Genomic DNA, 14,084 nt, shown 5'->3' on the forward strand with positions numbered 1-14,084 from the left:
CGCGCTCTCCCGCGCCGTCGCCAGCCACCACCCTCAGAGGAGGGCCCTCGGCTCGGATTCCTCCCTTACCTGCCCATCGGCACCGAACACCACGAACCGGTCGAAGCTCCGCGCGAACCACCGGTCGTGGGTGACCGCCAGGATCGTCCCCCGGTAGGCCTCCAGCGCCGACTCCAGGGCCTCGGCCGAGACCACGTCCAGGTTGTCGGTGGGCTCGTCGAGCAGCAGCATGGTGGCGCCCGACAGCTCCAGCAACAGCACCTGGAACCGGGCCTGCTGACCGCCGGAGAGGGTGTCGAACGACTGCTCGGCACAGAGCGCCAGTTCGTAGCGGTCCAGCGCCCGCCCGGCCTCGTCGCGGGGCACGCCCTTCCGGGTGCCCTGCCCGCTGTGCAGGATCTCCAACAGGGTCCGTCCGGCGAACTCCGGGTGCTCGTGCGTCTGCGCGAACCACCCCGGCAGCACCCGGGCGCCCAACCGGGCCCGGCCGGTGTGCGGCACCGGCTCGACACCGGCGCGCTCCTCCTCCGGCACCGGCGAGGACTCGGGGTCGTCACCGCCGCCGGCGAGCAGCCGCAGGAAGTGTGACTTGCCCGAGCCGTTGGCGCCCAGCACCGCGACCCGCTCGTCGTACCAGACCTCCAGGTCGAAGGGGCGCATCAGCCCCGTCAGCTCCAGGTTCTCGCACACCAGGGCGCGCTTGCCGGTGCGCCCGCCGCGCAACCGCATCCGCAGGTTCTGGTCCCGGGGCTGCTGCTGCGGCGGCCCCGCCTCCTCGAACCGGCGCAGCCGGGTCCGCGCGGACTGGTACCGCGTGGTCATGTCCGAGTTGTAGGCGGCCTTCTGCTTGTACATGGACACGAGCGCCTTCAGCTTGGCGTGCTCCTCGTCCCAGCGCCTGCGCAGCTCGTCCAGGCGGGCGAACCGCTCCCGCCGGGCCTCGTGGTAGGTGTCGAAGGCGCCCCCGTGCGTCCACGCGCTGTTGCCCGCCGCACCCAGCTCCACCGTGACGATCCGGTCCGGCACCCGGCTGAGCAGTTCGCGGTCGTGCGAGACGAACAGGACCGTCTTGGGGGTGGCGCGCAGAGCCTCCTCCAGCCAGCGCTTGCCCGGAACGTCCAGGTAGTTGTCCGGCTCGTCCAGCAGCAGCACCGGCGCGGGCCCGCGCAGCAGCGCCTCGATGACCAGCCGTTTCTGCTCGCCTCCGGAGAGCGTGCGCACCTGCCGCCACCGGCAGCGCCCGTAGGGCGCGCCCAGGGCCGCCACGCAGCACTGGTCCCACACGACCTCGGCCCCGTAACCACCGGCGTCACCGTAACGCGCGATCGCCTCGGCGTAGCGCATCTGCGTCATCTCGTCCTCGGAGACCATCATGGCCTCCTCGGCCCGCTCCAGGTCCGCGTGCGCCCGGCGCACGGCCGCGGGGGAGACCGACACCAGGAGTTCGTGCACGGTGCTCGCGTCCCGCACGTGCCCCACGAACTGCGGCATCACCCCCAGTTCGCCGTCCACGGTCACCGCGCCCGACTGGGGCGCGAACTCCCCTTTGACCAGGCTCAGCAGTGTGCTCTTGCCCGCTCCGTTGGCACCCACGAGGGCGGTCCTGGACCCCGCGCCGACCCGGAACGACACCCCGTCCAGCAGCACCCTCCCGTCGGGCAGGGTGTGTGTGACCCGGTTGACGTCGACGTAACCCACGACCGCTCTTCTCCCGCTGCTCACGAACCACCCGCACGCCCGACCGGCGCCCGCGGGCAGGCTCGCACGCCTGGGCGACCGGCCGCAAAGGGTTATCGCGGGTGGTGGGAGGAGGGCCGGGGCAGCTCGGGAGGTCGGGTGCCGCTCATCCACAGGGCCAGCTCCTCCCGGCCCACCAGCACCATCTCGTCCCCCGCCTCCCACGCGGCGGCCTCGGTGAAACCGTCGGAGGCCACGAACATCCCCAGGTAACCGCGGTGGGTTCCGGCCAGCACCCCCAGGAAGGCCCGAACCTCGTTCGGCGGGACCGGTCTGCGCCAGCGCTTGCACTGCACGACCAGGGGGCGCCCGTCCGGGGTCTGGGCGCGCAGGTCCGCCCCGCCGTCGAAGGAGCCGCCCACCACCGCGACCCTGGTGTAGCCGTGGGACCGCAGCAGGCTCGCGACGTACTCCTCGAAGCGCACACCCGTCATCCGGTCGACCGCGGACAGGTCGGTGCGGGCCACCACCCTGCGGTCCCCGGCCAGCCGGATCCGGACCCGGCCCCACCAGACCAGCACGGCCAGACCGGCGGCGGCCGCCAGGGCCAGACCCAGCCACACCAGCGGACGGTCGGCGTTGTCGTGCAGCCAACCCAGGGCCAGCAGCGACACCACCACGGCCAGGGGCAGGGCTCCTCGGAGCCACCGGGCCCGCCGCCGGGCCCCGCGTCGACCCCCTCGTGCGCTCACGTTCCTCCCCGGGACACGGTCTGGGGTGCCATAACGGAGCACATCATCCCACGGGTGGCCAACCCGACAGCCCCGTCCCGGTACGACGGGACGGGGCTGTCCCCGGGCGCTGCCACAATGGCACCAGCCGCCCTCCGGACGAGAGCACCGGTCCCGCCGGGGGCGACCCGCGCGCGCACGCGAGCCCTCGGGGCGCGCCGCGGGAGTGAACGGGAACGACCGGGGACCGATACCGCGGGGGTTGAGTGGTGGCCGAACGCAGGGCGTTGGACCTGGACGCGCTGGCGGTCAGCGACCGCTTCCGCCTGTTCAACTTCACCCGCCGGGACGATCACGTCACCTACCTGTGGATCCTGCGGGCCGTGGACCGCCTCCGCGAGGTCCACCAGGTGCAGGTCGGTGCGGACGAGGTCGAGGCGACCCTGCGCGAACTGGGCGCTGCCCACGCCGAGGTGCCCGCGGTCCCCGCCCAGGGGCTGCGCAGCCGCCTCGACGAACTCGCGGCCGACGGCGTGGTGCACCGCTTCGACGACGCCTCCCGCGCGGGCACGCTCGCGAGCTACCGCAACCGCCAGTCCGTCTACCAGTTCAGCGAACTCGGCTACCGGGCCTACCACGCGGTGGAGAACGTCCTCGGCGCCCGGGCGGAGGACGTCAACCTGTCCCGGCTGGTCTTCTCCGACGTGCTGGAGGACCTCGGAGCCCTGGCCGAGGCCAACCGCACCGGCCGCGCCGAGGACGTCTACCGGCGCCTGTCGCGCCTGGACTCGGTCATGGAGGACATGGGACGGCGCTCCGCGCAGTTCCACGTCACCCTCGGGGAGATCCTGCGCTCCACGGAGGCCTCACCGGAGGTCTTCCTGCGCCACAAGAACGCCCTGCTGGTCCACATGTCCGACTTCATGGCCGAGCTGGACCGCTACCTGCCCCGCCTGGACCGGGCCGTCCACGAGGTCGAGGCCACCGGCCTGAGCACCCTGCTCTCCCGCGCGGTCGAGGCCGACGAACGACTCTTCATGGAGCGGGCCGAACGCCTGGAGGACTGGTCGCGCCGCTGGTGGGCGGTGCGCGCCTGGTTCGCCTCCGAGGGCGGGGCGCCCACCCGGGCCGCCGAACTCGGCCAGGCCACCCGGTCCGCCGTCTCCGGGGTGGTCGCCCTGCTGCGCCAGATCACCGAGGCCCGGCGCGGCGGCGTCAACCGCTCCACCCAGCTCCGCCACCTGGCCGCCTGGGTGTTCGACACCCCCGACGACGGGGCGGCCCACGCCCTCATGGGTGCCGCCTTCAACACCCGTTCCGCCCGCCACCTGGGTGTCGCCCACGAGGACGGCGACGAGTTCTCACCCACCGACTCCTGGCACGACGCGGCCGGAGTGGAGGTCTCGGTCACCCTGTTCCGCAACGACCGGGCGCCCACCCCCGGGGTCCCCAAACCGGTGCGCCGCGACACCGGTGCCCGCTCCGAGCTGCGCCGCCGCCAGCGTGAGGGGCGCGAGGCCGAACGCGCCTCGGCCGCGCTCCTGGTCCGCGAGGGCGCACACGGGCGCGTCCTCGACGACAGCGACACCCGGGTCCTGCTGCGGCTGGTCACCAAGGCCCTGGAGTCGAGGGAGGTGTACTCCGGCCCCGAGGGGTCGCCGCCGGCGGTCGTCGGGCGCCTGAAGTCCGCCAACGCTGACGACGCGGGCACCCTCGTCAAGCTGGTCCGCGACGAACGGGGCAGCACCGTGCGCACCTCGCAGGGCAACCTCCACCTGCCCGGCTTCCGGGTCGAACTCGCCTCCCGCGCCCGCGGAGCCCGACGGGGCGCCGCGAGCACCCGGAAGGGGGACTGATGGCCGCCCGAACCCGCCCCCGCGTCGAGACCGTGGACCTGGGCTCCTACCAGCAGGCCGTGCGCAAGGTCCTCACCTGCGACGTCATCACCGCTTCCCGTCCGCGTCCGGGCGTACTCGACCAGGTCCTGTACTGGGCCGACCAGATGGCCGAGGACCTGCGCGCCCTGTTCGGGTACACCCTCATCGCCACCACCGACCACGTCCGCCTGGTCCGCGAACTCGACCTGCTCGACCCCACCCAGCGCCAGACCTTCGCCCGCAAGGGCAAGCCCTTCGACCGCCGCCGCCTGGCCTACCTGTGCCTGCTGCTGGCCGCCTTCCAGCGCTCCCAGGTCGAGATCAGCCTCGGTGACCTGGTCCGACGCGTCACCCCCTCGGCCAACCGGATCGAGGGCCTGGGCTACGACCCCACCGACTCCACGCACAAGGCCGCGCTGGTCGACGTCGTCCACTGGCTGCTGGACCGGGGCGCCCTGCACCTGTCCGACGGCTCCGTCGAGGCCTGGGCGCGCGGCGGCGAACAGGGTGACGCGCTCTTCGACATCGACCACGAGATCTGCGAGGTCCTCTTCCGGCCCACCCGGCCGATCCAGCACCTGCGCAGCGCCTCCGGGCTGCTCAGTGACGCCCTCGGCCAGGACGCCCCGCGCGAACGCGCCGCCCGGCGTGCCCGCCGCCTGCTGGTGGAGTACCCCGTGGTGTACTACGCGGACGTCGAACCCGAGGTCGCCGCCGCACTGCGCGGCAGGGGCCCGGCCGAGGAGGTGAGCCGCCTCACCGGGACGAAGCTGGAGCGCCGCGCGGAGGGGGTCCTGCTGGCCGACGCCTCCGGCACCTTCACCGACCGCGCCTTCCCGGGCCGGGGAGGCGCCGTCACCCGTACGGCCGGACTGCTGCTGGCCCAGATCGCCACCTACTTCGAGGAGTCCTGGGCGGGCCTGACCCGCCTGCCCGCTCCGGGAGCCGTCCACGAGCACCCCGACCTGGTCGCGCGGATCGACGCCGGGATCCCCCGGGAGGGGATCGTCACGGAGCTGGCCTGGGCCGAGGGGGAGCGCGTCCCGACGGTCGGGGAGCCCGCCACGGTGCCGCTGGTGGAGCGCGAACGCCTGGAGGACATGCTCGCCGACCTGTTCGAGGAGTTCGGCGCCGCCTCCTTCACCGCCACCTGGCAACAGGACCCCCAGGGCCTGCTCGACGCCGCCCTGGCCCTGCTGACCGACCTGGCCCTGGTCCGCCCGGTCCCGGGCGGGGTCCTGGTCACGCCCGCCGCGCTGCGGTACCGCAACATCCGGGGCGCGCTGCCCGAACGCCCCGACACCGGCCTGCTCCCGTTCGGTCCGCTCGACCCGCCCGAAACCGACCAGCCCGAGACCGGTCAGACCGGTGGCGGCCCCGACGGCGGCCCACCCGAGAGCGACCGGCCCGACGACGGCGCCGCCGGGACAGAAACGCCCTCCGCCCAGCCAGAGCAGCCCGAGACCGAAGGAACCGAGGAAACCGCGCCATGACCCGCAGGAGCGACCGCTTCCGGCCCAGCCGGGCCGGTGTCGTCAACGTCTGGGACTACGCAGACGAGGAGTTCGTCTTCGCCGACGGCCGCCTCGTCCTGCGCGGCCACAACGGTTCGGGCAAGACCAAGGCGCTGGAGGTGCTGTTCCCCTTCGTCCTGGACGGCTACACCGACGCCCGCCGACTCGACCCCTTCAGCGGCCAGAACCGCACGATGAAGTCCAACCTCCTCTACCGGGGCGACGAGTCCGCCTACGGGTACGTGTGGATGGAGTTCGCCCGCGCCACCGACGGCGAGGAACCGGACACCGGTGCTTTGGACACCGGCGCCCCGGCCGCCGCAGACCCGGGCACCGAGACCGTCACCCTGGTCATCGGCCTGCGCGCACACCGCCACCGCGACGGCGTCACCCCCTCCTTCTTCGTCACCGACCAGCGCCTCGGGGTGGACTTCGGACTGCTGGCCACCGACGGGCGCCCGCTCACCGAACGCCAGCTCAAGGCGGCCCTCGGCGAGGACGCCCACCACTCCACCGCGGCCGACTACCGCAGGGCCGTCGACGGGCGCCTGTTCGGGCTGGGAGAGCGCTACGTCCAGCTCCTCGACCTCCTGCTCGCCCTGCGCCGTCCCCTGCTGGCCAAGGACCTGGACCCGGAGAAGGTCTCCCACACCCTCACCGGCGGCCTCAGCCCCCTCGACGACGCCCTCGTCGACCAGGCGGCGCGCGACTTCGCCAACCTCGCCGCCGTCCAGAGCCGGTTCGCCAGTGCCACCGCGGCCCACGAGGCCGCCCGGACCTTCACCGGCGTCTACGCCGACTACCTGACGACCAACGCCCGCCACCGGCTGGCCCGGGTCGCCGCCGCCACCGACCAGGCCGACGCCCACGCCCGCACCGTCACCGAGGCCGCCGCCGAACTCGACCGTGCCACCGCCGCCCGGGACCGGGCCCGCGAGCGCGCCGCCGAACTGTCCGAGGAGGCCGCGCGCCTGGACGCCCAGTGCGCCGCCCTGCGCCAGCACGAGACCCTCCGCGACCAGCAGGCCCTCCAGGTCAGGCGGGAGAACAACGACGCACGCGCCCGCCAGATCGCCACCCAGCGGGCGCGGGTGCGCGCCCAGGAGGAGGAGATCTCCCGCCTGAGCGGTGAGAGGGCCCGCGTCGCCGAGCGCGTCGAGCGCGAACGCGCCCGGGCCGAGGAACTGCGTACCGAACTCACCGCGGCCGCCGAACACTCCGGTATCGCCCACGACGCCGAAGGGCCCGTCGACACCGGCGACGACCTGCCCGAGACCGCACGGGCCAGGGCCGACACCCGCCTCGACGACGTGCGCGCCGTACGCGAACGGCTCGCCGCCCTGGACCGCGCCGAGGACGGCCGCGTGCGCGCCGAGACGGCCGCCGCCCGGGCCGAGGAGGCCCTCGGTGCACGCGAGACGGAGTGTGCCGGAGCCGAGGAGGAGCTCGCCGAACTCCGCCGCACCGCTGCCCGGAACCTGGACGGCTGGTCCGAGCGGTGGGAGATCGCCGGACCGGACTGCCTGACGGCCCTGCGCGGCACGCTGGAGCACTACGGTGAACCCGGCACCCCCACCCTCGCCCAGGTGTTCAACGAACAACTCCACGACCAGCAGTTGCACGTGGCCGCCCAGGCCAACGGCCTGGAGTCCGAGCAGACCCGGCTCGGCGAGGAGCTGACCGCCGTCCGCCGCGAACGCGAGGACATCGCGGCCGAGCGCGACGACGCCCCGCCCGCCGACCCCCTGCGCCCCGCACCGCGCGGGGACCGGCCCGGCGCCCCCCTCTGGCAGCTGGTCCGCTTCGCCGACGACCTGCCCGAGGAGCACGGCGCCGCCGTCGAGGGCGCCCTGCACACCGCCGGGCTGCTCACCGCCTGGGTCCACCCCGACCCCGACCTGACCCGCCAGGCCCTCGAACGGGCCGAGGCCGACGTCTACCTGCTCCCCGGCGAAGGCACGGGCGACGGTGCCGGGTCCGCGCCCACCGGGCCGACCCTCGCCGACCTCCTGGTCCCGGAAACCCAGGACCGCGTCCCCACCGACACCATCGCCCGTGTCCTGGCCTCCGTCCCCCTCGCCGAAGGGGACGGCGCCCCGCTCGCCGAGCTCCCGTCCGGCGTGGACACCGGGGCCCGCTTCCGCCTGGGCCCGCTCACCGGCGCCCACCCCAAGCCCGCCGCCGAGTTCATCGGCGCCACCAACCGCGCCCAGCGCCGCCGCGAACGCCTGGAAGCCCACGACGCCCGCATCAGCGAGCTCTCCGCCCGGCACACGGAGCTCGGCGCCCGGCTCGCCCGGGCCCACGAACTGCTCAAGGACTTCGACCGCGCCCGCGCCGACCTGCCCGACGCCACCGAGGTCGTCAGGGCGCTGCGCACGCTCGAACACCACTCCACCCTCCTGGCCTCGGTCCGGGCCGCCCGCTCCGAGACCCGTCGCGACTTCGACGCCGCCGTCGCGCAGGTCGACGCCGAACGCCGCCAGGTCCGCGCCGCGGCCGCCGAACGCGCGATGCCCACCCGCAGGGAGGACGTCGACGCGGTCGCCGCCGCGGCCGAGGCCTTCCGGGACACCGCCCGGAACCTGCACGCCACCCGCGCCGGCATCGCCGACCACGAGCGCGACCTCACCGGCCGCCGGGACACCGTCGCCCGGCTGACCGAAGCGCTCGAGGGCGACCGCGCCGACCTCGACCGGAGCCGCACCGAGCACGAACGCGAGACGGAGGAGCTGGCCACCCTGGAGGCGGCCATCGACGCCCCGGCCCGGGAACTCCTCGACCAGCTGGAGCGGGCCCGGACCGAACTCGGCGACGTCCGGGGCAGGCACCGCGAGGCCACGGGGGAGGCCTCCCGTGAACACGACCTGGCCGTGCGCTCCGAAACCCTGCGCGACAGCGGACGCCAGTCCCTGGCCCAGGCCCTGGGCACCCTTTTCGAGCACGCCGCAGCCTTCGCCGGGCTCACCCAGCCCGCCGTGCGCGCGGTCATGGGCGTGGACACCCCTGGCACCTGGCCCGTGCCCGACCAGTGGCCCGCCCCGGAGGAGGCCGCGCAGCGCCTGCTCACCGGTCGGGCCGCCACCGTCCGCGAGGTCCTGCCCGGAACGGCCGCCGACCTGCTGGACGGCTTCGCCGGGGCCGTCGGGCCCGGCGAGGTCGGCGAGGCCGAGCTCAAGACCGCGGGAAACCGCATGTCCCAGGCCCTGCGCACCTTCCAGGAGGCCCTGGGCGGCGACGCCGAGGGCTACCGCGTCGACCACGAGGTCGGCGCCAGCGGACTGGTGACGGTGCACGTCAACGACGAGAACGGCCGCAACCCCGTCTCCGTTTTCGCGCGCGCCGTCGCCGAACGGGTGCAGGAGCAGGGCGCGCTCCTGCACGAGGAGGAGCAGGGGGTCCTGGAGGACGAGCTGCTCAGCGGTATCGCCCAGCAGATCCACGACCGGGTCCGCACCGCCAAGCAGTTGGTGCGCGCCATGGACCGCGACACCCGCGCCCGGCCCATGTCCTCCGGCACCAGGGTGGGCATCCGCTGGTCCCGTTCGGACGGCCTCACCGACCACCAGCGCCAGGCCACCGAACTCGTGCGCCGCGACGGCGCCGGGCTCGGCCCCCGGGGCCTTGGCGAACTCCGCGCCGTCCTGCGGCGGATGATCCGCGACTACCACGCGACCCACCCCCGGGCCAGCCACAAGCAGGTCCTGGCCGCGGTCCTGGACTACCGCGACTGGTACCGGTTCGAACTGCGCCTGGCCGAACCGGGCAAGGACGAGGTCACCCTCACCAAGAACAAGCACGAGCAGATGTCCGGCGGCGAGAAGTCCGCCGCCATCCACCTGCCCCTGTTCGCCGCCGCCAACGCCCTGTACTCCTCGGCCGCGCCGACCTGCCCCCGCGTCGTCGCCCTCGACGAGGCCTTCGCCGGTATCGACGACCGCTACAAGCCCGAACTCATGGGCCTGACCGTCACCTTCGACCTGGACATGTTCATGACCGGCCACGACCTGTGGGTGCACTACGACACCGTCCCCATGGCCGCCCACTACGACATGCACCACGACAAGGCCAGCCACACCGTCTCGGCCCTGCTCATGCTCTGGGACGGCGAGCAGACCCTGGACGCCGACGCCGGGTTCGCCGGAAACGAGGAACTCGCCGCGCAGCTGCTCGGCATCGCCCCGACCAGGTACGTCCCCCAGTCCACCGCGGGCACCCTCCTGGGCGAGGCGGCCCAGTGACCGACCTGGACGTCTTCCGCACCCGACTGGGCACCCTGATGGCCCGCGTGCGCAAGGAATTGGAGGACCGCGACGGAGCACTTTCCGGGGGTTTCAAGCTCAAGGGTCTGAGCGAGGAGGAGGCCCACCGGATCCGGGGCTTCGTCGGCAAGGAACCGGGCCCTCACCCGGACCAGGTGCGGGTCGATCTCGCGCACCTCGACGAGACCGTTCGCCACGGCTACGGGGTCGGTCTTGAAGAGCTCTTCGAGGCCCTCGGGAACCCGCTGCGGTTCAGGAGCGCGGTCAAACGGGAGGAGGAGGAACTACGCGCGCGCATCCTCGCCCCGGCCCTGGCCAGCCCCCTGTACGGGGCCGACTGGTTCCGCTCCTGGCTCGAACACCGGGACACCCGGGCGGCGGTCACCCGACGGGTCCGGAAGAAGGACACCGACACCTTCGGCCAGGCCGTCCGGGTCCTGGAGGCGGTCGACGCCCACAACACCGAGGCCTCCGCCAGCGGGACCTCCCCGCTGCTCCTGCAGAGCCTGGCCGTGCGCGCCACCGGCGACACCAAGGCGCTCAACAACGACCGCCCGCTGGCGGGCCTCGTGCTCGCGGCCCTGGCTGCGCGCTCCGGCACCACCCGCCCCGCCGACAGGGACGCCCAGGAGCGCCGTGCCCTGTGGGAGGAGAACGACGTGGTCCAGGACGACCTGGCCAGCCGCGTGCTGACCCTCAACCTGCCAGCCCGCGGCCCGGTACTCGGTACCTGGCTGACCGAGGCCGCGGAGCACGGCGTCCCGTTCCAGGTCACGCTGCACCAACTCGTCCGCTTCCCGCCGGTCCCCACCGCACGCGTGGTCCACGTGTGCGAGAACCCGGCCGTGCTCCGTCTGGCCGCCGAGAGGCTCGGATCGGAGTCCGCCCCCCTGTTGTGCACGGAGGGCTGGCCGTCGGCCGCCTTCCACCGGCTCGCCGCGGCCGCCGTCAGCGCCGGGGCCCGCCTGCGCTACCACGGCGACTTCGACTGGCCCGGAGCGGCGATAGCCCGGCGGGTGGCCGAACGCTACGGGGCCGACCTCTGGCGCATGTCCGCCGCCGACTACCTCGACCACGTCCCCGACGAGCACCATCCGCTCGAAGGGCGGGAGCGGCCCACGCCCTGGGATCCCGGCCTGGCCGAGGCCATGCGTGAGCGCGGGGCCGCCGTCTTCGAGGAGTCGGTCGCCCCCGCCCTGGTGGAGGATCTGGCCCAGCGGTGACCCCGGCGCGGGCACGGGCGTTCGCGGGGGAGTACCGTGCCGGTGGCCCGGCGGCGACACCCCCGCCGGCCACGACGCGGGAAGGAGCACGGATGACGGTCGTCACGAAGGTCGCCGGCCTCGTCGGCAGGTGGTTCGCGGTACTGGTCCTGGCCGGGGCGCTCGTCGGTCTCCTCCTCCCGGAACAGACCGCCCCCGTCGTCCCCCACGTGCCCCTGCTGCTTGGGATCATCATGTTCGGGATGGGCCTCACCATGCGCCCGGCGGACTTCACCGTCGTCACCAGACACCCCGGGACCGTCCTGCTCGGTGTGCTCGCCCAGTACACGGTCATGCCGCTGCTGGGCTGGGGCATCGCCCACGCGTTCGGGCTGCCGCCCCTGCTGGTGGTCGGTATGGTCCTGGTCGGCGCCTCGCCCGGCGGCACCGCCTCCAACGTGATCGTCTACCTGGCGCGCGGTGACGTGGCGCTGTCGGTCGCGATGACCTCGATCTCCACCATGCTGGCACCGTTCGTGACACCGCTGCTGGTACTGGGGCTGGCCGGTTCGACCCTGCCGGTCGCCGCGGGCGACCTGTTCCTGTCGATCCTCCAGGTCGTGCTGCTCCCCGTCATCGCCGGCCTGCTGCTGCGCACCTTCGCCGAGCGCGTGGTGAGCCCGCTCCTCCCGCTGATGCCGCTGGTCTCCGTCACCGGCATCGTGCTGGTGGTCGCCGGGGTCGTGGGCGCCAACGCCGACGCCGTGCTGGGCACCGGCCTCCTCCTCGCCCTGGCCGTGGTCGTGCACAACACCCTCGGCCTGACCGTCGGCTACCTGGTGGGCTACTTCGGCCGGATGCCCGAAAGCGCCCGCCGCGCCGCGAGCGTGGAGGTCGGCATGCAGAACTCCGGTCTGGCCGCCAGCCTGGCCACCACGCACTTCGAGCCCCTGGCCGCGCTGCCCGGGGCCCTGTTCTCGGTCTGGCACAACCTGTCCGGCGCCGCCGTCGCCACCTACTGGTCCCGCAACGCCCCAGGGGAGGCCGAGGAGGCCAGGGAGCCCGAGCGCTCCTGACACGCCGAGGGTTGCCCCGTCCCGGGCCCGCATGACACGCTCTGCCCCCGACATCCCCCGAGCAACGCGAGGACGTATCACGTGGCCGCCCGGAAGAAGAAGCGCAAGCCCGGACGCGGAAGAACCGACCTGCACCGCGGTCCCACCCGCGACCCCGGACCCACGGGGAACGTGGGCTGCTACTTCATCCTCTTCGCGATGCTCGCCATCGGCCTGGTCGTCCTGCTCCTGGAGCTCCTCGGCTAGGGTCCGGCACCGCCTCCCACGATTCCCGGATCCCACACCTGCCGGACCTGGCCTGAACCGGCCAGCAGTGATCACACGAAGTAGTCGCGCGAACACCGCAAGCCTGTAAGGCTGGTGCCATGTTCGCGTGTCACCGCATCGCCCCCTGCTCCGGGATGCTCGTACTGGCCCTGCTGTCGACCCCGGGCGTCCTCGTCGAACGGGTCGTCGCCCTCGCACCGCCCCCGGACCCGCCGGGTGTCACCGCGCCCCTCCGCTGCCCGGGGCCCCGACGCACCCCGAACCGGCTCCGCGTCCACCGTCCGCGCAGGCCCCCGCACTGCGGATACCACTGACCCGGGAAAGGAACAGCGTGCGCCACCGCTCCCTCTCACGCAGAAGAACCGGCCTCCCCCAACCCCGCGGCGACAGATGCCCCTGACCACGAACCCGTGCACCGCCCCGAACAGCCCGCTGACCCCCGTCAGCGGGTGACGGGGGTGCCAACACGGGAATCTGCCGGAGACACTCGGGGCTCAAAAGGACCGGACGGGTCCCGCGATGAACGGAACCCATGGGACACCCGCATCAACGGCTGCCCCACACGCCCCGACCCCTGAGTCACACGAACACCAGAGGGGGTCGGGGCTACCCCGAGAATCGCAAGAACCCCCGTGCCCGGAGTACCCGAAGGGTTTTGGAGGACCGTCCGGCGAAATTCCAGAACCCGGCCCTGAGCAGCACGGACTCCTCTCGCCGTGCAGGGTCCGTGCCCTGGAGGCATCAGCGGCCCGGCCCGGGAAGGCTCCTTGAATCCGCCCTCCCGGCCGGGCCCGTGTCGTGTTCGGGCGCGGTACGGATCACGGAAGGGTCGTGCCGCCCACACGGCGTTGGTGCGCCTTCACGCACGTCGCGGGCGGTGAACCGAAAACCGTGCCGAAGATATCCGTTTCTTCCTCGTGTTTCGCGCGGGCAGGCGACTTTCCTGTGCTTCCGTTTTCTCTGTTGAGAAATGGCAGGTGGGGGCATTGGTTTCCTGGGAAGGGAGAATAATTTTCCCGGAAGGTGGCACGGAGAACATCGGATTCGTTAGGATTTAATCCCCCGACTGTTGGAGTCCGAAATGAACGAACGCTTTGTTCGCACGGTCGAAGTTCCCCTGGATGACGGGGGTGCGGAAACGGTTCTCGTGCAGATCGTCGGTGTGGACGAGTCCCTGGTGCGGGTGGGGCGCGGCGACCGTTCCCTGGCACGGGCCAAGAGGTCCTTCGGGCAGATGCTCGACACCGTGCGACCTGTGGCGGAGAACTTCGTCGGACGGTTCAAGGACATGGCAGACGCTCCGGACGAGATCGCTCTGGAGTTTGGTATCTCCCTGTCCGCCGAGGCGGACGTGGTCATAGCCAGCACCACCACCGAGGCCAATTTCTCCGTGAGCCTGAAGTGGAAGAACGGGTGAGGTGCCGTGTCAGTCGATAACCCGGGGCGCGGGCGCCAAGGGCCTCCCACCGGAGTGACGG

At 73.1% G+C, this 14,084-nt stretch carries 10 protein-coding genes; 8 read left to right on the forward strand and 2 right to left on the reverse strand.

Going from position 1 to position 14,084, the window contains the following annotated elements; all coding sequences use genetic code 11:
* Window positions 1–33: 33 nt before the first annotated feature.
* Both AC0VYD_RS11195 and AC0VYD_RS11200 read right to left on the reverse strand, forming a co-directional pair.
* Window positions 34–1,698: an ABC-F family ATP-binding cassette domain-containing protein gene (locus tag AC0VYD_RS11195; protein ID WP_475479800.1), complete on the reverse strand. Its 1,665-nt coding sequence runs from the start codon at window positions 1,696–1,698 to the stop codon at window positions 34–36.
* A gap of 92 nt (window positions 1,699–1,790) precedes the next feature.
* Complete coding sequence (locus tag AC0VYD_RS11200; protein ID WP_475479801.1) at window positions 1,791–2,429, reverse strand: restriction endonuclease; 639 nt, start codon at window positions 2,427–2,429, stop codon at window positions 1,791–1,793.
* A gap of 248 nt (window positions 2,430–2,677) precedes the next feature.
* On the opposite strand from AC0VYD_RS11200, the gene AC0VYD_RS11205 reads away from it, so the two are divergent.
* From AC0VYD_RS11205 to AC0VYD_RS11240, 8 genes are all read left to right on the forward strand, one after another.
* Window positions 2,678–4,264, forward strand: a complete 1,587-nt coding sequence (locus AC0VYD_RS11205) for a TIGR02677 family protein (RefSeq protein WP_475479802.1) — start codon at window positions 2,678–2,680, stop codon at window positions 4,262–4,264.
* Window positions 4,264–5,778 (forward strand): DUF2398 family protein, encoded by a 1,515-nt coding sequence (locus AC0VYD_RS11210; protein ID WP_475479803.1) that lies wholly within the window; start codon window positions 4,264–4,266, stop codon window positions 5,776–5,778. The genes AC0VYD_RS11205 and AC0VYD_RS11210 overlap by 1 nt, the downstream gene beginning before the upstream one ends.
* A complete protein-coding gene (locus AC0VYD_RS11215; RefSeq protein WP_475479804.1) occupies window positions 5,775–10,040 on the forward strand; it encodes a TIGR02680 family protein in 4,266 nt (1,421 codons plus the stop codon). Before AC0VYD_RS11210 ends, AC0VYD_RS11215 begins: the two co-directional genes overlap by 4 nt.
* A complete protein-coding gene (locus AC0VYD_RS11220; RefSeq protein ID WP_475479805.1) occupies window positions 10,037–11,284 on the forward strand; it encodes a TIGR02679 family protein in 1,248 nt (415 codons plus the stop codon). Before AC0VYD_RS11215 ends, AC0VYD_RS11220 begins: the two co-directional genes overlap by 4 nt.
* Window positions 11,285–11,376: 92 nt before the next feature.
* Window positions 11,377–12,339 (forward strand): bile acid:sodium symporter family protein, encoded by a 963-nt coding sequence (locus AC0VYD_RS11225; RefSeq protein WP_475479806.1) that lies wholly within the window; start codon window positions 11,377–11,379, stop codon window positions 12,337–12,339.
* A gap of 81 nt (window positions 12,340–12,420) precedes the next feature.
* A complete protein-coding gene (locus AC0VYD_RS11230; protein WP_191270921.1) occupies window positions 12,421–12,585 on the forward strand; it encodes a hypothetical protein in 165 nt (54 codons plus the stop codon).
* 119 nt (window positions 12,586–12,704) lie between these two features.
* Entirely contained in the window at window positions 12,705–12,920 is a 216-nt protein-coding gene (locus AC0VYD_RS11235) for a hypothetical protein (protein ID WP_475479807.1), read from the forward strand.
* A gap of 767 nt (window positions 12,921–13,687) precedes the next feature.
* Window positions 13,688–14,023 (forward strand): CU044_2847 family protein, encoded by a 336-nt coding sequence (locus AC0VYD_RS11240; RefSeq protein ID WP_475479808.1) that lies wholly within the window; start codon window positions 13,688–13,690, stop codon window positions 14,021–14,023.
* The last annotated feature ends 61 nt before the right edge of the window (window positions 14,024–14,084 follow it).

It is taken from the genome of Nocardiopsis sp. iso_40, from assembly GCF_056173285.1.